A 19,346-nucleotide genomic window follows, 5' to 3' on the forward strand; every position below is an offset into this window, starting at 1 on the left:
AATTCGTTTGCATTTGCCCTCAACCGTCTGCCCGTGAGATCTGATCATGCCGTGTGTTCTTCTGTCATGCCGTCGCAATCGCATCCGGCCTTCCCGAATCAGCCTGCTTACCGGCACTTCGGCATTGATGTTCGTCATGTGGAACGCCACGGGCCATCATGCCGTGGCGTCACCGGTCGCGGCCAGTGTCGCCGTCCCGCCCGCACCGATACAGCCATTCAGTATTCCTGCGCAGCCGCTGGCCCACGCCCTCGTATCCCTGGGCGCGCAGACGGGCATGCAGATTGCGTTCGATAGCGCCACGATATCGGATGTGCGGTCAGGGGCGGTAACCGGGCAGATGACAACGGAACAGGCACTTTCCGGCCTTCTGGCAGGCACCGGCATTACGTACCGGAAAACCGGGGCGCATTCCGTCTCGCTCGTCCGCGCAGCTTCCTCCATCACCCTTGATCCGGTACGGGTGGAAGGGCAGGGGAACGTGGGCGGCAGAAAAGGGTGGAAAGAAGAACAGATCGCCGTTTACGCCATATCGGGGCGCGCGGGCCTCGTGCCCAAGAATTCCAGTGCGGCCACCAAGACCGACACGCCACTGATTGAAACCCCGGAATCCGTGTCCGTCGTGACCCGCGCGCAACTGGACCAGCAGAACGCCCGCACCATAGCCGAGGCCCTGCGATATAATGCCGGCGTGTCGGGGGATGTGGCATCGGGCTACACCACGCGGTTTGATATGGTTGAAATCCGCGGCTTTCAGGGGGCTGCGGGCGCGGATGAGTTTGTTGACAACCTGCGCCTGTTCAACGGCGCCTATTACGCTACCCAGCAGATCGACCCCTATCTGCTTGACCGGATCGACATTCTCAAGGGGCCGCCTTCTGTCCTGTACGGGCAGTCCAATCCCGGCGGGGCCATTGTACTGACCACAAAACAGCCGACGGCTACCCCGGTTCATTCCGTCTCGGTCGAAGGGGGGACATACGGCTACGTACGCGGTACCGCCGATTTTGGCGGACGGATAGACCGTGATGGCAAATGGCTGTACCGCATAGCCGCAACCGCCACCACATCGGGCACACAGGATGAGCATACCCGCAACGAACGCTTCGGTGTCCTGCCATCGCTGACATGGACCCCCAATGATCGCCTGACCATGACACTCTCCGCCTTCTGGCAGCGTGACCCGCGTGGCGGAAATTTTGATACGGCACCCCTGGAGGGCACCATCCTGCCCAACCCGAATGGCAAGATTTCGGACCATTTCTATCCTGGCGACCCGAATTTCGAGACCTACAAGCGCACCCAGACGGCCGTCAATTACCGCCTGAGCTACCGCATTGCGCCCAACTGGACCTTCAAGTCATTTGCCCGTTACGCCAATGTGGGGGCGTTTTTCCAGCAGGTGTCTTCGGGCGGGATGCTTGATGATGACAACCGGACGCTGGAGCGTGCGGCATACGGGTCAGAGGAGCATTTCGACACGATTACGGTAGAAGAACAGATCCTTGGCCATTTCCGCACCGGCCCGGTCAAGCACAATGTGATTATTGGCGGCAACTGGCAGAATATCCGTGATTCCGCCAATCTGTATTACGGCGATGCCCCCTCACTGGACGTCTTTGCCCCGACCTATGGGCAGAGCATTGGCAAGCTGGATCTGTACGAAGCACAGAGCATCACCACCAATCAGGAAGGCATATATGGCGAGGACCAGATGACATGGGGCAGGCTGCATGTGCAGGGGGGCGTGCGGCATGACTGGTCCACCATCGACACCCGTGACCAGACGGATAGCGGCGGCAGCTTCAACCAGTCGGATCAGGCCACGACGTGGCGCGGCGGCATTCTGTACGCGTTCCCCATCGGCCTGTCGCCTTACTTCCATTACGCGGAATCTTTCCAGCCCGCGAACAACCTGTCGTTCAACGGCACGCCATTCAAGCCAACCCGGGGGCGGCAGTTTGAGGTGGGGCTGAAATACCAGCCGCACAACTTCAACGGCTTCTTCACGCTGGCACTGTATGACCTCAAGCAGAGCAACGTGCTGGTCACCGATCCCGTCCATATCGATTTCTATACCCAGACCGGCGGTATCCGTTCGCGGGGGATCGAACTGGAAGCCCATGTTGACCTGACCCGCAACCTGAACATCATTGCGGCCTATACCTATCAGGACGTGGCCTATACGCGCGGCAGTGGCGACCTGACTGGCGAACGTCCGATTGCGGTGCCCAAGCAGACATTCTCGGTCTGGGGCCATTATGACCTGCGCAATGGCCCGCTGCGGGGTCTGGGGTTTGGCGCGGGCGTGCGCTACAACGGCAATACGCTGGTGGACAACACGCTGGAATACGTAACACCCAGCTATGTGCTGGTGGACGCGCAGGCACAGTATTCACTTGATGCCGTCGCCCCCCGCCTGAAGGGCATGCTGTTTCAGGTAACCGCGCAGAATCTGCTCAACCAGCGCTATTACCCCAGTTGCGCGGGTGCCGATACCGGTTGCTATATCGGTGCCAACCGCAATGTCATCGGCAAGGTGACTTATAGCTGGTAACTTCCATGCGGCTTTCCCGTTCAGCCTCCTACCCCGGCGCAAAGATTCGATAGCCACCTGTCCCAACCGGCGGCCGCCCAGCTTTTTCATGACAGCAGGCCAGATCCAGAGACAGCGCCGGAGTACCTGCCCGGCTGGACAGTATGCCCGCAGCGCAATGGCTCCCCGGCAAGCCCCGGCCATGACGCTGACCGGTCCCTGATTGTCCCGTATCTGGTCCTGATGCGCGAGAATGCGGAATAACGGCAGTCATTCCCGACAGCCGGACGGTTACGCTCGATGCCGGAAACCAGACCGTCTGCTATCTCGTTAGAGCGGGCACGGCCTGCCGTTCCAATCAGAGCGGCGGCCCTGTTACAGGCGCGGAGTATCCTGAACGTGTACGCTGAAACAAGTCATGAAAACGTTGAGTCCTGCCTGACCGAGGCACTGGTTATCCATGCATCGCATGATCTGAGGCTGGACCCCATTCTCCTACCTGATCCCGGCCCCGATGAAGTGCAGGTGAATATGGCCTGGGGTGGCATATGCGGTTCGGACCTGCATTATTTTTCCCATGGGGGCGTTGGGGCGTCCGTACTGCATGCCCCCATGGTTCTGGGGCATGAAGTCTCTGGCACCATCAGTGCGCTGGGCAGTGATGTAAAAGGCTTTTCTGTAGGTCAGGATGTGGCCATTCATCCGGCGCGGCCCTGTGGTCACTGCCTCGAATGTGCGCGGAAGCGGCGCAACCTCTGTCGCAACATGCTGTTTTTGGGAAGTGCCGCACGTGATCCCCATACCGATGGCGGCTTTCGCCGGTCCATGACTGTAAAGGCAGCACAGCTTCATTCCCTGCCTCCCGGCCTGACTCTTCGCCGGGCGTGTCTTGCCGAACCTTTGTCCGTCGCCCTGCATGCCATTGCACGTGCGGGCGATGTGCGTGGTCGTAACGTGATGGTACAGGGGGCAGGACCAATCGGGCTGTTAATCGTGGCGGGACTGGTCCATCATGGGGCAAAACGGATCGTGGTAACCGATCTGGAAGATTTTCCACTACAGTGCGCCACCCGGCTTGGCGCAGACAGGTGCTACAACACCCGCCATACCGAGGTAGAGGAAGAATTCGATATCCTGTTTGAAGCTACAGGCGTGCCGACTGCGCTGCCTGCGGCCATAGGCCACACACGGCGGGGTGGCATACTGGTTCAGGTTGGCATGTTCCCGCCAGGGGACATACAAGTGCCCGTTGCACAGATCATCAACCGTGAACTCGATTTCAGGGGTACTTTCCGTTTTGACACGGAATTCGACGCCGCACTTGCCTTACTGGCTGAACGGCCTGAAATTGCCGATATTCTGGTCACCCAGCAGTTTCCCCTGCGCGACTTTGCCGCGGCCTTTGCCCTGGCGCCAGACCGCAGGCAGGCAGCCAAAATCCTGCTGTCCCTGAACAGTTGAAGGGATGGCGCCCATTCTCGCCTGACCAAACCGGCGGGAATGGGTAAAAAGTCTGGCTTCCATTTGTACGGAACTGGTTATGCCCCGGAAACCAGCAGGCGTGTACTGGTCCGTTCATCGAAGGACTGGTTCGTGGTGACAATGAGGGCGGTCTGTTCATATAGAGACGACTGACCATACGGAGCCAACAGTCCGCCAGACTGGACAAAGGGCAGGGCACCCGGTTCGTCGAGGACGACAAAGTCCGGTCAGCCGGCCCATACGGGTACAGTTCAGCCAGCGGCCGTGGCCAGATGGATTTTGCGGTACCCCATGCGTCCCACAGACACGACATTACACGTGAGACCGAGGAATCCACTCCGGGCCAACTGCATGCACCGATTCACAGGTCCCATCCATCGAGTTCCTTGTAATCGCCGAAACTTCAGGTGCCGGGAGACACGCATCCGCGCGCATATTTCACCCAGAGATAATGTGGAGGGGTTACGGGATTGCTGGGCAAGGGGATAATCATAGGGAGATTTTGCGTAATCCCAGCAATGCGCATTATTATCCTATAAGAAATCTTATGCCAACAAAAACCATCTTCATATCTGGCATTGCGTAACGCGCCTGATCCGGTGTCTGGAACCGTATGGGCCTGACAGACCTGTATGTTTCTCCCGTCCCACATATCAAACCGAACCGGCATTCGTATACCGGACACAGCGGGAACAGCATGGGGGGTGATGTCCCACACGCCTTACTCCCGCTGTTCGCTACCCCTTACACGTATCAGGTCGCATGCCCATATGTGGCCGTCAGCCGTTCGCGCAGATAGTCGCCTCCGGTGATGGGGGGATAATGGGGCGTGTCGCCCGCAGTCGTGACGATCGGTTCAACCAGCGCATCGGCATCGGGGTCCAGAAAGAACGCGACGGAATACCGTTCGCTGGCGGGTTTCAGCACACGGTGGGGTGTGGAGACATATACGTCATTGCTCCACCGCATCAGGCAGTCACCGATATTGCATACGAATGCCCCCGGTATGGCCGGGGCGTCGATCCAGTCGCCACCGCGCGGGCGGACCTGTAGCCCTGCCACACCATCAACCGCCAGTATGGTCACGTTGCCATAATCCGTATGGGCCCCTGCCCCCGGCGCACCGTCGTCGCACGCTTCGGTTTCCGCCGCGCAGTAATGCAGCAGGCGTAATGTCGCCATGGGGTGGCGGAATTTATCGGCAAAGAAATCCTCAGACACCCCCAGATCCAGCGCAAATGCCCGGTGCAGCGATGCCCCCAGTGTCTGGCATGCCTGAAAATAACCCAGCATCCGTTCCCGCCAGCCCGGCAGGTCCGGCCACGCATTGGCGGGCTCCCCTTCCGCTTCACGCCCGATGTTGAAGGCTTCCTTGCGGTCCGGCAGGGCCGTCGTATCCAGACGTTCCACACCGTAGCCGACATACCCGCGATTATGCCCGACACGACTGCGGGCAATGCTTTCCTTCTGCGCATCTGGCAGGGCAAACAGGGCATGGGCGGCGTCAAAGACGCCCCGCATCATCGACGGGTCAACACCGTGGCCGGTGATGTAGAAAAACCCCGTCTCCCGGCATGCCTGCCCTATGGACCGGGCGACCGCCCTGCGCTCGTCCGGCGCGCCATTCCGCAGGCGCGTAATATCAATGACAGGGATATCATGGGTCATGGGACTGATCCTCAGCGCTATCAGGAAGGGCATTGTTTCTGGTGCGCAGGCCGTGGCCTGCCTCCACCGATCCGGGCTGGTGCGTGCCACGCTGCCTCAGCCCGCGCGGACTGTGGCCCGTCATGCGTCGCACCAGACGCGACAGATGAAAGGGCGAACCGTATCCGCACAGTTCGGCAATCGTCGCCAGCGGCATATCCGTGCGCAGGATCATGCGGATGGCCGCCTGCGTCCGTACATTCCAGACATGGCGCATGGGCGTGGTGCCAAAGTGCCGGCGGAATGACGCAACCAGATGCGGCGGCGTCACCCCCCATACAGCCGCCAGACGGGCGAGGTCGAGTGGCTCGAAATAATGAGCCTCTACAAAGGCATGTACCTTTACCAGCCCTTCGGGCAGGACGGGACGCGCATCGCGTACGGTTTCAAACTGCCACGCCGCGAACAGCGCTTCCCCCAGTGCATTGCGCAGCATGTCGGTAGAAGGTGAGCTGGCCAGTCCACAGCCCAGCCCCTCGCGGAACAGGGCGCGCAGGCGTGGCGTTGCGGGCATGGACTGGGCGATCATGCCGGTATTGCCCCGGTCATCCACCGGCAGCGGCGTTTCGCACCAGCATACATGGCTACCCGGCGCGTAGGAGGAAGAGCGCCCCGCCCAGTTGACAAACAGCCCGCATTCCCCCGCCACAAGCCCATGTTCACGCCCGTCGACCAGGGTGCGCATCGAACCGGTTTCCAGCAGCAGTATCCACGCATAGGGCTGTCCGGCCACCCGGAACTCCCCACCACGCGGATAGCCGATTTCCCCGAAGGAGAATGTGGCCCCCCTGTTCAGAAACGACAGCATGCCGATTGTCTTGCCCCTTCATTTCATACCCTGCAGGGATAGCGTCTCCATCCCGGTGATGAAATGACTGCACGGCACAAAAACATATCCGTAATTATGATTTCCTGATCGACCGCCAACTCCCCCGATGGTGCAGCCTTTACGGTCATGATTCCATCATGGTCCGACCGTGTTGAACGGCTGGAGGACGATCAGGGGCCGGGCAATCCGTCAGACCGGACACAAAAAAACGGACCGGATAATCGGTCCGTTATGCTCGGGGCGTCGTTCCCATTGAAGGAATCCAGCATCACAGCCGGGCAGAAATATCCCGTCCTTCAGGATGGCTGCCCCCGTAGTTAGGTCATAAGGGGCAGTTGGAACTGACTGGCCGCACGCCCATGACCGCAAGGGTCAAGATCATGGCGGGCGGCGTTACCATAGAGGTTGTTACAGGGGTGAATGGGCGGCTGCGTCCGCCTCGACCGCGCAACTGCGCTGGTCTGGCTTCGGTGCGGTGGGGCGCAGGGCTGCAAGTTCGCTGCGGGCAGCATCCATATCGGCCCGGAAATCGGCATTACCGTGCAGGGCCGCAATCTCGGTCGCGCCCATCAGGTAGCCTTCCTGCACATCGCTTTCCCAATGCACGCCACACACGATGCGGCTTTCACCAAATATGCGGCCGCGCTGCATGATGGCGGTCGCGCGGTCCGGCAGCAGCTCCGCCAGGATCAGCGCGGCGCTCCAGCCCAGCATGGTATGTCCTGATGGATAGGCCCCGGATGTAGCCAGATGCGCCCGGTCCGCTTCGGTGCAGATGGGCTGGCTGTTGCCTACGAAGGGACGCGGGCGGTGCCAGTATGCCTTGCTGCTTTTCATGTCCGGTATTTCCGACACGTCCATTTTATGGACAAGGGCGGCCAGATGTGGGGCATGCGCGCTATCGATCACAAAACCCGCCGCACAGGAAAAAGCATGCAACAGCGGGTCCTGATGCAGGTCCGCATCGGATGTGGCCAGTGCCCAGCGCGGGGTGCCCACCAGCGCGCGTGTTGACGTGAAGGCATGGTCATCGGTGGCCTGCCGTGCCGTGCCGGGCTGGGGCGGTGGGGGAAGGAAGCGCGTGGCGTCCGGCTGCGTGGCGGGTGTGAAATAACCCTTCTCCTGCGCCGGATCGGACAGCGGATCATCAGCGGCATGACACAGGCCCGCTGTCAGAAGACCGCAGGCGACAAGGGCAGGCAGCAGGGGACGCAGGCCAATACCCTGCCAGCCGCGCCGACCCGCGGGGCGTGTGGTCACACCATGACTGCGGACGGACATGGCCACGTTCCCGTCTGCCTGAGACGAACCGGCGGAAACGGGGGGGATGGCGTCCATATGTAGGGTCATTGCGGTCCTCATGCGGGGTGTCAGAACAGGTCAGGAACAGATACTGGCATTGGTGGAGATCAGGTTACGCACAGGTGGGGTCACGCGGAAAGTCCATTCCGAACGGAAATCCGGTGTAAGCGGTCGCAGATGGCATGCGGCTGCGATGTCGGGACTGCCAACAGGGGAAATACCTGCATGTAGCGACGTGATCGCGCCCGGAAGCCGGGGAGCTGATACGGTCCGGTTTTCCGTAATAACGACATGTTCGCCCCTGTACCTGTCAGTGGGCAGATTGATGAAATTACGGACAAAACGGGCTTCGGGATGCCTGATCCATCCATTCATCACGCATGCACACTGGCGGATAGGCAGCCGTTCCTGTCGGCTGGGCAACCTGTCTTCAGTCAGCAGCATCCTTACTCCCGGTTCTGGGGCATTGGAAAAGATGGATGCTGTTTAGATGATTCTACGGCCCTGAAATTGTGATAGTTTCATGAAAAGGCGTTTTGCCCGGGCCCGTGCACATCGTACCAAGGACGTGATTGGCAGGCGACTGCCCCCTATGGTGGTCATCATGCCGCCTCCCGTTTCACGACGTAACCCGGTACGGCATCACGCCATGTTCCCCATTACCGGTATCAAGGCTGTGTCCCACCATCGGCAGCGCGCGATGGCGGCAGTTTTCACGGGTGCAGGCACGGCAGCCGGGACCGATGGGAATGATCATTTTCGGATCGTTCAGGTCCAGACCGGCGGAATAGACAAGGTGCCCCGCATCGGCAATGGAACACCCCAGCACCACGGCGGTCAGGCGCGGGCGGTCGAAATAGGACAGGCTGCTGCGCCCGACCGTACGCGCCACATTCAGGTAAACCGCCCCATCCGTGGTGCGCGACAACTGCACCTGTACCTGAAAGGGCGTGCTGAAGGCGCGAAAGATATTCCATAGCGGGCACGGCCCCCCGAAACGCGATTGCGTGAAGCGGTTGGCGCTGAAGCTTTTCAGAATATTCCCGGCAATATCCGTTTTCAGGAAGTAAAACGGTATCCCTTCATGTCCGGGGCGTTGCAGGGAACTCAGGCGCTGGCAGACCTGTTCGAAACTGACGCCGAAATGACGTTGCAGCCGTTCCACGTCATGCCGCAGGTCACGCGCCGCCTGCCGGAAGGCTTCGTAAGGCATGAGCAGCGCGCCTGCAAAATAATTGGTCAGATAGACACGGGCCAGTCCCTTTGCCTCCCGCTCGCGCAGGGGGGACCGGCGGATGGCGCGCTCAAACAGGGTCCGGTGTTCGATCTGGCCCAGGGCCTGCGCCATCCAGAACATGCTGCTTTCCGATGGCACCCCTTCCGACAGGAACAGCGTGCGGGCGCGACGGTCGAGCCGCCACATCAGGCCGCGCTGGCCCATATCGAGGTCAATGGCGGTCCGGATGCCGTGATGATCGAGAAAATAGTGCGAAAGCTGTTCAACGGGGCGGCCTTCATCAAGGCGGATGGAGGCGGCCTGCCGTTCGGCTACGCGGTCGATCTCGTCAAAATAATTGCGTTGTGCCTGAACCCAGTCCGCTACCGCTTCATATGGTTCGACCCGGTCCGGTGCATCATCCGCCAGCGGACGAAAGGATACATTCCCCGTCAGGGCGGGCGTGGCCTGTTCCTGACGCAGCAGGTAAGCCCGGTACAGCCGCACGAACTGGGCGCACAGATCGGGCGCGGCACGCATCGCCGCCTGAATGTCGTCCAGTCCGATGGCGCCTGCATTGAAAACCGGATCGGTCAGGATTTCACGCAATGCCTGCGTGCCGCGTGCTTCCTCGGTATCGCTGAAGTAATCCGCGCCGACAGAGAATATATCGCACAGGGCGCTGACCAGACGGGGCGGCACCGGGCGCTGGTCATGTTCAATCTGGTTCAGGTAGCTTCCCGAAACCTGTAACCGCTGGGCCAGTGCGCTTTGCGTCATGCCGGCGCGGCTACGCTGATGGCGGATGCGCGATCCAGCAAAGGTTTTGGTGACGGGCTTTTTCATCTTCGCAATCTTTGCAACTGGCGATCCGGCATTAGCCGCTTTCAACCGCAAGGTATCTTCCCCTGCAGGGCGAAATTAAGACACTCTGCGCCCAGTAAAGACCAGGAACAATAACAGGAAAATCCATGTCATCGCGGCATATCCCGAAAGTGATCGCATGCGATGACATGACAGCCGGAAAAGTGACGTACCCCCTGCCCTGTTCCAACAGGGTCCATGATCGCACAGGAAAGAACCCGGACCATGACCCCCATTACCGAGGATAATCGCCATATCGCAGCGGCGCCCATACCCGCATGGCTGCACGCAGGCACACAGGACCGAACGCTCGACCGCCATGGCTTCTGGCTGGCACAGTCACGTCGGGTTGCCTGGCATCGCCCGCCGCAGCGCATGGCGACGGCAAGGCCGGATCGGGATGCCCGCTGGTTTGAAGATGGTACGCTGAATGCGTCCGTATCCTGCGTTGACCGCCATCTGTCGGATCATGGCGACAGGCTGGCGATATTCTGGCGGGGCGAGGACGCCGGGCAGGTCGATCGTGTCACCTATCGCGACCTGCATGAACGGGTGTGCCGTCTGGCCAATGCCCTGCGCGATCAGGGGGTGCAGCGTAATGACCGGGTGATGATCCATCTGCCCATGGTGGTCGAAGGCATCGTGGCCATGCTGGCCTGTGCACGGATCGGGGCGGTGCAGGTCCTGATGTCCGGTGATTTCACGGCGCAGGAAATGGCGGGCCATCTGGTGGATTGCGGCGCTGTTGCCGTGATTACGGTGGATGAGACAGGCCATGGCAGCCGATCCATACCGTTGAAAGCACGGATGGATGAAGCCCTGCACATTGCCGGTCCGGACAGCCATGTGCGGCTGATGCTGGTCGCAAGCCATACTGGAACGCCCGTTCCCATGACAGCCGGGCGAGACCATAAATTCAATGATCTGGTCGATTGGTACGAACCTGACTGCCTGCCGGAAATCATGCATGCGGAAGATCCGCTATTCATCCTGCATACCGCTGGAACCAGCCGGGGAATGATGCATGCGACAGGCCGGTATATTGTCTGGGCATCCTATGCGGTGGACAGTACCGCGAACGGTGCCGGAACACAGCCCGGCATTGCGCAGGTCGCACGCCATATCGCCCTTGTTTACGGTGCGCTGGCCAACGGTATGACCATCAGGATTCATGAGGGACAGCCCGCTACGCTGGCGGCGTAACCAAACACACGGCAAAGGGGCATATCCGGTCATGAGGCGTAAGACGCACGGACCGCATATGCCCCTTTTCGCTGCTCTGATTGCGTATCCTGTCAACAGATGCTGACAGGGGCGAATGGAGGACCGCGAACCCCAATGTTTCCTATCGTGGTGATAGAAAACGTGCATAGGGTTTACCGCCCCCTTCTGTCAGGCACTGACGGGCTGCGGCGCATGCGCCCGCCCGTCCGGCATGCAGATATCTAATCCTGCGGATGGCTACAGGGTGTAAAGGCCTGATCGAAAACAGGTCGGTCGACGTGGCCCCGCGAACGGCAGCAACCGGATCATACAGGTCCGTGGCTCAATAAGCCTGTCCGTTCCAGCATCATGCTGCGTTCAGGCATCCCCGGATGGGCTGCCGGTAAGACACCACAGCGCCAGTGCGGGGCCAAAGCAGTAGACAACGGCAGCGCCAATCAGCCACGGCATCAGGTATGTCAGATCCGTTTTCAGCACGAAGCGACAGATCAGGTTGGCGAGCCCCAGCATGATGATGATGCAGAACAGCACGCCCACATTCATCAAAAGCGTCCGACCGCCATTGATCTCACGCAGTTTCTCTATCATTGCCTCGCCCTGTCTTTTCACCCCGCGGTGATAGCGGATCAGGTCGGCCTTGACCAGTCGATGTATGGAACAGACAGGGCGGACTTCTGTTGCGATACGACCCGAGCCAGACGTGGCGGCTTTATCGGGGAAAGCCCCGTCCCTGTTCACGACAGATAACATCATCTGACGCGCGGGGCAGCACCCGGTATTCTTCTGTGTTCCCGCCGGTCAGGACGGTCAAAGCCCGATAATGACGGCTACGGACAAACCGGTCCGCATAAGGCGACTTTTCCGTCCACCTTTGTCTACGTCATGGCCGTTGACAGAAAACACCCCCGATATCGGGGTGCTGAACAGACTTCGCCCGTGGGCACAGATCTGGCATCTGTACCCACGGGCGATAAATCATCTGCTTTCAGTCAGGTAAGGCGTAGTCGAATTTTAGAACTGTGCCGAAACCGAACCGAAGAATTCACGCGGCGCGGCCACGAACAGGTTGTCGTTGTTATCCCCGCTCACACTCGCGGCACCATAGACACCACCGATATAGTTCTTGTTGAACAGGTTGGTGATACCGAATGTCGTCTTGATGTTCTGCGCGAAACCGACCTTGCCGAAGTTATAGCTGCCGTTGAGGTTCGAGGTCCAGTAAGCCGGAATCTGCTCGTCATTCATGTAGGTCATCTGACGGGCGCTGCTATAGGTCGCATTGAAGTTGAACATCGCCCGATGCCACGTATAGGTCAGGTTCGCCTTATACATGAACTTGGGATAGTAAACCTGATGCTTGCCCTTCAGGCTGGTTCCATCAGGCAGGCTGCCCTGATAGACCGCGTTGTTCCAGCTGAAGCTGTTGGAGATTTCCAGACCACGCACGGGACGGATCGCCGCCATTACGTCGGCACCGTTCATCGTTTCACGACCCACGTTCGCCATTGCACCATACTGGTTGTTGGTCGGCCCGGTCGTGACCGTCGCAAGGCGGTTGTAGTAATCGGTATGATAGAAATCGGCGCTGGCACTCAGCAGTTTGGAGTTGTAGCGATACCCCACGACATAGTTCCATGTGCGTTCAGGGCGCAGGGTCTGCTTTTCAGCGTTGAACGCCTGCTGGGCGCTGACACTAGTACCATTACCCAGCGCGCCCCATGCCGTGCCGGAACTGGTCTGCTGCCCGTAGTCGTAGGCGCGCATGTTTTCAGCAATGTCGAAATAGACTTCGTGGTGATCCTTGAAGTGGTAATCGAAATTGAAGTGCGGCAGGAAGGCGTTGGCTGCCGTCAGGCTACCGGCAGCCGGATGGCTGTATGTATAGCTGGTCGGATCAACCGACTGGACCAGCCATGGCATGACGGAGGCGGAGTTATCCTGACTCGTGCCGCCATGGGTCGTCTGCAGCATCGACTTGAAACCGGCGCTGACAGTCATGCCTTCAATGATGTGATAGGTGTCCTGCAGGTAGAACTGGAACGTGTTGGTATTAAACGAGTCCGAATACCACGTCGTAGCCTGCGATCCCTTGAAACCCGAAATCGAATTGTGCGCCGAGGTCAGGCCGTCTTCATACATACGCATCGGGTAGTTGAAGGTATCGTTTTCGTACCAGATACCCGTCTGGATGACGTTCTTGTGCACATTGATGGTGAAGTTCTGCGTAAAGCCGATACGGCGCACATCCGGGTGCCCCGTTTCCATCACCATCGGCACGCCCGTTGAAGGCGAGGTCAGGAACGGGTTGGTGCCGCTGTAATCACCGTTGGACACATGCGCATAGGCGACCGTCTTGGACGTCACGTTCGGGAAAAGCTGGAACTCTCCCGTAATGGCCGACAGGTAATTGCGCTGGGTCTGGGTGCCGTCATAGGCATAGTTTTCCATATCCCCCACGCTGGGGTCGCCCGGCAGGGCCGAAACCCCGGGATAGCCCTGACCAATCTGCGCATAGCGCAGGGCGGTCGCGTAATCGGGCTTCAGGTAGTCGGCGTTACGGCCTTCGCGCTGCCACATGCCCTTGGTCAGGCCAAGGTAGTTGTACTGCTGAAAGTCCGAATAATCGAAAATCGCCGTGATCTTGCCGCGATCGCCAACGGGCTGGACCAGCTTGAAGTTGGCCTGCATTTCCTGCTGGTCGCCGTACCCCTTCCACTTGTCCTGATCGGTGCGGGCGAAGGAGGCATAGAACTTGGTGCCCGTGGAATTCAGGACGCCACTATCCACGCGGCCGAACGTACGGAACGCGTTATAGCTGCCGAATGTCTGCCCCACGCGGCCCCCGGCCTTATCCTTCGGATCGGACGTGGTATAGGTAAGCGCGCCGCCCAGTGTCTGTGCCGACGGGGTATCAAGCGCGCCCGCACCTTGCGACATGGTCATGCCGGCCACGTTTTCCTGGATTTCCATCTGATCGACGCTCAGGCCGTTCCAGTTATGGAAACCCTGCCCGCCCATCGGGATGCCGTCCAGCGTCTCACCGAGCTGCGTCTGGTTGAAGCCGCGTACGTACAACGTGTTCGCCACGGTATCGAGACCGAAGGCATCATCCGACTGGAAGCTGGCGCCGGGCGTGGTCAGCGCCAGGATCTGGTTCGGGCTGGTGCCCTCCACAAAGTGGTCCATCTGCTCACGCGAAACAGCCTGAACCGCATTGTGGGTGTGGACGCGGCCGACACTGACCTTCAGCGTTTCAGGCGCGGCGTGCGATGTGATGGGCGTCGGCGCCTGGGTCGTGCGTGCATGCGTGGTCGTATGCGTGGCTGCTGCCCTGGAACCGGCCTGATGGGCACGATGGGTTGCAGGTGTCGTGTCCACATCACTTTCCGGGGCGGCGACCGCTGCGGAGCAGCCAAGGGACAGCAACCATACGAAGGCTGAACTGGCCAGCAATGGCCCGTACGTCAGCGTCTCTCTTTTCCGTCTTACTATTTTCAGCATAGAAGAGTGTTTCCAATCGCACCTGACGGCATAGAACATAAGCTGCCCTACCGTCCATTCCGCCATGATTTTCTGATATTAGCGCCGTGTATGGAGGGAAAAAGGCTGAACTGTTCCGGTCATTGCTTTTCCCTTCCCTACGGCTGAGTGCTTCAGCCGACGCTGCATGTTTCTAGGTGTCAATTATTACAGATTCAGAAGAGAGAATATTCAATAACGAAAAATGATCGGGCGGCATTTGGACGCTTATTGTGATTTAAAAGCAACATTTACTATAATGTATTCCAAAGTGAAGTTTCGCTTAACCTAAAGTGGTATACGATATTTGACGTTTTCTGGTTTCAGCGCTGGTATTCATATGAAGTAATTAATAATGTAATTTGATTATATTTGGAGATTATCAGTCACATATATCGCTTGTGGAATTGAAATATAAAATAATTATGTCTGTTTATTAATATAATATATCCGGTCTATATATTTTGTATACGAGATATATATGACCTTGTTTTTATAACACCTCCATTATGCGATATGTATGGCTTTTAAATACCATTTTTTACATTGATTTATAGCCATAAATCACCGGAACGCATCCTGCGCAGACCGTCCAAACTGTCAGTCGGATGATGTGCGCAAAAGAACACGCCCGTACCGGGCATACAGGTCACACCTCCCTTTCACGCCGTTGCGATGGAATATCACAGGTATAGTTCCGGTCGGGAAAAATACTGCTAATATCGCCTCAGTTAAGAAACTTTACGGACAGAGAAGGCCGGGGATGAATACTATTGTTTCTTCCTGCCCGTTGTGGCCGGGAAAGTTTTGTCTTTCCTCATGCGAAGTTAAATAAAACAGAAACGAACACACCATCGCAGCCACGCAAAACCATCGTTACGATACCGATCATTGCTCCGGTCCGGTTGCGCATTGTATGCGTAATCGTGGACCGGGTTATATCATTTTATGCCTGTATATACGGGGTGTTGCCCCAGTTGGGCCGCCGCGCTTCGGAATGCGTTGTGACAGTTGGATAGTGGAGTGGAATAACGTGAAACGGCTTTCCTGGCAGTCCCTGCCCTCGCTGGCGATCATGATTGCCTGCGCATCACTGGGTACGGCCCAGACCCCCGCACTGGCCGCCGATGCAGGCACGCCCGCCACGACGCCCACCGCGCATGATTCCGCCCTGACGGTGCAGACGGGCAACGACATCCCCGCCCATGTGAACTTTCCCACCGACGCGCGCAATTATATAAAGCGCGATGTCATGATCCCGATGCGTGATGGCGTGAAGCTGCATACGGTTATCGTGGTGCCGCGCCATGCGTCCAACGCCCCCATCCTGCTGACCCGTACGCCCTATCACGCATCCGAACGCGCCAACCGTATTCCTGATGCGCCCGACATCCGCTCCATCCTGCCGCAGGGTGACGATACGTTTGTCGATGGCGGCTATATCCGCGTGTTTCAGGACATCCGTGGCAAATACGGATCGGAAGGCGATTACGTCATGACGCGCCCGCCGCATGGTCCGCTGAACCCGACCAGCACGGACGAGACGACCGATGCGTGGGACACGATCGAATGGCTGGTGCATAACGTGCCCGAAACCAACGGTCGCGTTGGCATGCTGGGTTCATCCTACGAAGGGTTTACGGTAGTGATGGCGCTGCTCAACCCGCATCCGGCGCTGAAGGTCGCCGCCCCCGAAAGCCCGATGGTCGATGGCTGGATGGGTGATGACTGGTATCATTACGGCGCATTCCGTCAGGGCGGTCTGGACTATTACACCATGCAGATGTCCGTGCGGGGTGAAGGCAACACCATCCCGCGCGTCGATCATGACGACTACACCAATTTCCTGTCCGCGGGTTCGGCCGGACAGTTTGCGCATAACGCGGGGCTGGACCAGTTCCCGTGGTGGCAGCGCATGCTGGCCCATCCCGCCTATGACGCCTTCTGGCAGCAGCAGGCCCTTGACCACCTTCTGGCCCAGCACAAGGCGACGGTGCCGACGCTGTGGGAACAGGGACTGTGGGATCAGGAGGACATGTGGGGCGCCATCCATACATGGCAGGCCATGCAGGGCACGAACCCGACCGTTCCCAACGTGCTGGTCATGGGGCCGTGGCGTCATAGTCAGGTGAATTACGATGGATCGTCCCTCGGTCCCCTGCACTGGAATGGCGACACTGCCGCGCAGTTCCGCCACGATGTGCTGCGCCCGTTCTTTGACCAGTACCTGCGCCCCGGCACACCCGCCGTACATCTGCCCGAAGCCGTCATCTACAATACGGGCACCAATAAGTGGGATTATCTGGAACGCTGGCCGCTGGCGTGCGACGAACACTGTCCCCATCCCATGCAGCCACTGTTCGTGCATGCGGATCATGAACTGTCGCTCCACGCGCCGGAACATGGTGAGGAGGATGCAGACCATTATACATCCGATCCGCAGCATCCCGTGCCCTTCCTGGCCCGTCCCTTCTCGTTCGTGACCGAGGCGGACCGCTGGAAGACATGGCTGGTACAGGACCAGCGCGCCGCCGAAAGCCGCCCCGATGTCCTGACCTATGAAACCCCTGTCCTGACCGCCCCGGTCAAGGTCAGCGGCGTGCCGGTGGCGGACCTGTATGCGGCCACGACCGGTTCGGATGCGGACTGGGTGGTCAAGGTGATCGACGTCAACCCGCCCACGACCGCCGACAGGCCGGAAATGGGGGGGTATGAACTGGCGGTCTCGATGGATATCTTCCGTGGCCGTTACCGGCACAGCTTCGCAAAGCCAGAACCCGTCAGCCCCGGTCAGGTGGAACGCTACCGCTTTACGCTTCCTGCCATCAATCATGTGTTTGAACCCGGCCACCGGATCATGATCCAGATCCAGTCCAGCCTGTTCCCGCTTTATGACCGCAACCCGCAGAAATACGTGCCCAGCATATTGCAGGCCCACAAGGACGATTTCATCACCGCGACGCAGAGCATCTATCACAACCAGAAATACCCCACGGCTGTATGGCTTCCGGTCGTGCCCTGAGGGCAGATCATATGCACAATCCGGAGTGTGAAATTACCGCGAGGCACATGACTGCCAAAGACCGGTCGGCGGCGTTTCGTGTGGTTGTCGCCATAGAGATATGGGAAAGGTTCGGCTTTTACGGCATGCAGGCGATCCTGCTGCTGTACATGATTGAAAAACTGGGTATGAACGATACCCAGGCCAACATGTTATGGGGCACCTTTTCCGCCATGACCTATACCGCCCCGGTCGTGGGCGGATGGCTGGGCGACCGGGTCATGGGTACGCGCCGGACGATGGTTGTGGGGGCCATCATCCTGGCGACGGGCTATCTCATGCTGGGGGGGCTGACCGGCAACGTCCATTCCCTGTTTTTCGGGATGGCGGTCATTGCCCTCGGCAACGGTTTTTTCAAGCCCAACTCCTCCAACGCGGTCAATATCATCTACCGCGATCAGGACCACAAGCTGGATGTCGCCTTCACGATCTACTACATGTCGGTCAATATCGGCTCCACCTTCTCCCTGATCCTGACACCATGGTTGCAGCAGACTTATGGGTGGGGTGTCGCGTTCATCTCCTGTGGCGTCGGGCTGGGACTGGGCATAGCGGGTTATTTCAGCCGTCAGCGCCGGCTTGCCTGTATCGGCACGGCGCCTGACTTCACGCCACTATCGCCACGGCGGGGCATGCTCATTGCAGGGACGACCCTTGCCGCCGTGGTATTGATGGCGCGGGTTTTTGAATACAGCTCGATACAGGGTGCGCTTGTCATCGCATCGGGCTGCGTCATCATTGCAGCATGGACCCTGCTTTACATACGCGCCGCCGCACATGAACGTCCCGGCCTGAAGATCATGTATCTTCTGACCTTTGAAGTAGCGCTGTATTTCATCTTCTACCAGCAGATGGTGACATCGCTTACCCTGTTCGCGCTGCGTAATGTCAGCAAGGAATTCACGTTGTTTGGCGTGAACCTGTTTTCCATGTCGGCCGGACAGTTCCAGGCGTTCAATCCGCTCTGGATCATGGGGGGGACGCCCGTACTGATCGCCATCTATAACTGGCTGGGACGGCGCGACGATGATGTGAGCATCGCCACGAAATTCGTGATCGGCTTCGCCTGCGTCACCCTGTCCTTCCTGATCTGGTGGCTCAGTGCGGCGATGTCCTCCTCTCCCTACGTGTCACCGTGGGTCATGCTGATTGGATACGGCCCGTTATCCATCGGAGAACTCATGCTCAACAGCCTTGGGCTTGCAGCCATCGCCCGCTATGTCCCGCCGCGTATCAGCGCATTCATGGCCGGGTGTTTTTACGTCATGATCGGCTTTGCCATGTATGTCGGCAGTCTTGTCGCCAATCTGGCTGCGGTCGATAATGCGGGAACGCAGGGTGTCGATGCCGCCCGGACATTGCCCATCTATGGTGGACTTTTCTTTTACCTGGCATGTCTGGCCGGGGGGGCTACGCTTGTATTTGCCCTGCTGCTGCCGCTGGTCCGGAAATGGGAGGACGCCAATGCGCGGGGGCAGGATGAAAGTGTGGGAATGGAAACCCGCCTTTCGTATTAAGATGATGTAAAATGACGTTCCACGTCGCATAGGAATGTGGCGTGGAAACACTGTGGCCACTTGGGCTGCACGTCACTGACCGTCCCAGA

General features: G+C 58.9%; 12 protein-coding genes. 5 read left to right on the top strand and 7 right to left on the bottom strand.

Features of this window, described 5'->3' with window-relative positions; all coding sequences use genetic code 11:
• Positions 1-46 precede the first annotated feature (46 nt).
• Both KSAC_RS14460 and KSAC_RS14465 read left to right on the top strand, forming a co-directional pair.
• On the top strand, positions 47-2,557 hold the full coding sequence (locus KSAC_RS14460; RefSeq protein WP_110548323.1) for a TonB-dependent siderophore receptor: 2,511 nt from the start codon (positions 47-49) through the stop codon (positions 2,555-2,557).
• A 378-nt stretch (positions 2,558-2,935) separates the two neighbouring features.
• Positions 2,936-3,997, top strand: a complete 1,062-nt coding sequence (locus KSAC_RS14465) for an L-idonate 5-dehydrogenase (protein WP_243705391.1) — start codon at positions 2,936-2,938, stop codon at positions 3,995-3,997.
• Between the two features lie 774 nt (positions 3,998-4,771).
• Here KSAC_RS14465 and KSAC_RS14470 read toward each other — a convergent pair.
• The 5 genes from KSAC_RS14470 to KSAC_RS14490 all read right to left on the bottom strand — a co-directional run bounded on the left by KSAC_RS14470 (position 4,772) and on the right by KSAC_RS14490 (position 9,918).
• Positions 4,772-5,686 carry an isopenicillin N synthase family dioxygenase gene (locus KSAC_RS14470; protein WP_132306378.1) on the bottom strand — a complete coding sequence of 305 codons (915 nt, stop codon included), beginning with the start codon at positions 5,684-5,686 and terminating at the stop codon, positions 4,772-4,774.
• Complete coding sequence (locus tag KSAC_RS14475) at positions 5,676-6,533, bottom strand: helix-turn-helix domain-containing protein (RefSeq protein WP_118963795.1); 858 nt, start codon at positions 6,531-6,533, stop codon at positions 5,676-5,678. The genes KSAC_RS14470 and KSAC_RS14475 overlap by 11 nt, the downstream gene beginning before the upstream one ends.
• A 429-nt stretch (positions 6,534-6,962) precedes the next feature.
• Positions 6,963-7,835 (bottom strand): acid phosphatase, encoded by an 873-nt coding sequence (locus tag KSAC_RS14480; RefSeq protein ID WP_132306542.1) that lies wholly within the window; start codon positions 7,833-7,835, stop codon positions 6,963-6,965.
• A 99-nt stretch (positions 7,836-7,934) separates the two neighbouring features.
• Positions 7,935-8,300: a hypothetical protein gene (locus tag KSAC_RS14485; RefSeq protein WP_132306380.1), complete on the bottom strand. Its 366-nt coding sequence runs from the start codon at positions 8,298-8,300 to the stop codon at positions 7,935-7,937.
• Positions 8,301-8,475: 175 nt separating this feature from the next.
• Positions 8,476-9,918 (bottom strand): helix-turn-helix domain-containing protein, encoded by a 1,443-nt coding sequence (locus tag KSAC_RS14490; protein WP_132306382.1) that lies wholly within the window; start codon positions 9,916-9,918, stop codon positions 8,476-8,478.
• A 243-nt stretch (positions 9,919-10,161) separates the two neighbouring features.
• Between KSAC_RS14490 and KSAC_RS14495 the strand changes: the two genes are divergently transcribed.
• Positions 10,162-11,139: an AMP-binding protein gene (locus KSAC_RS14495; protein WP_165927353.1), complete on the top strand. Its 978-nt coding sequence runs from the start codon at positions 10,162-10,164 to the stop codon at positions 11,137-11,139.
• 378 nt (positions 11,140-11,517) lie between these two features.
• On the opposite strand, the gene KSAC_RS17590 is transcribed toward KSAC_RS14495, so the two are convergent.
• Both KSAC_RS17590 and KSAC_RS14505 read right to left on the bottom strand, forming a co-directional pair.
• Positions 11,518-11,898 (bottom strand): hypothetical protein, encoded by a 381-nt coding sequence (locus KSAC_RS17590; RefSeq protein WP_243705392.1) that lies wholly within the window; start codon positions 11,896-11,898, stop codon positions 11,518-11,520.
• A 273-nt stretch (positions 11,899-12,171) separates the two neighbouring features.
• Positions 12,172-14,661: a TonB-dependent receptor family protein gene (locus tag KSAC_RS14505; protein WP_174234171.1), complete on the bottom strand. Its 2,490-nt coding sequence runs from the start codon at positions 14,659-14,661 to the stop codon at positions 12,172-12,174.
• 1,051 nt (positions 14,662-15,712) lie between these two features.
• On the opposite strand from KSAC_RS14505, the gene KSAC_RS14510 reads away from it, so the two are divergent.
• Together KSAC_RS14510 and KSAC_RS14515 are read left to right on the top strand one after the other, a co-directional pair.
• Entirely contained in the window at positions 15,713-17,701 is a 1,989-nt protein-coding gene (locus KSAC_RS14510; RefSeq protein WP_132306386.1) for a CocE/NonD family hydrolase, read from the top strand.
• A gap of 47 nt (positions 17,702-17,748) precedes the next feature.
• Positions 17,749-19,257 (top strand): peptide MFS transporter, encoded by a 1,509-nt coding sequence (locus KSAC_RS14515; RefSeq protein ID WP_132306388.1) that lies wholly within the window; start codon positions 17,749-17,751, stop codon positions 19,255-19,257.
• Positions 19,258-19,346 lie beyond the last annotated feature (89 nt).

This window comes from Komagataeibacter saccharivorans (genome assembly GCF_004348195.1).
GTDB classification, from domain to species: domain Bacteria; phylum Pseudomonadota; class Alphaproteobacteria; order Acetobacterales; family Acetobacteraceae; genus Komagataeibacter; species Komagataeibacter saccharivorans.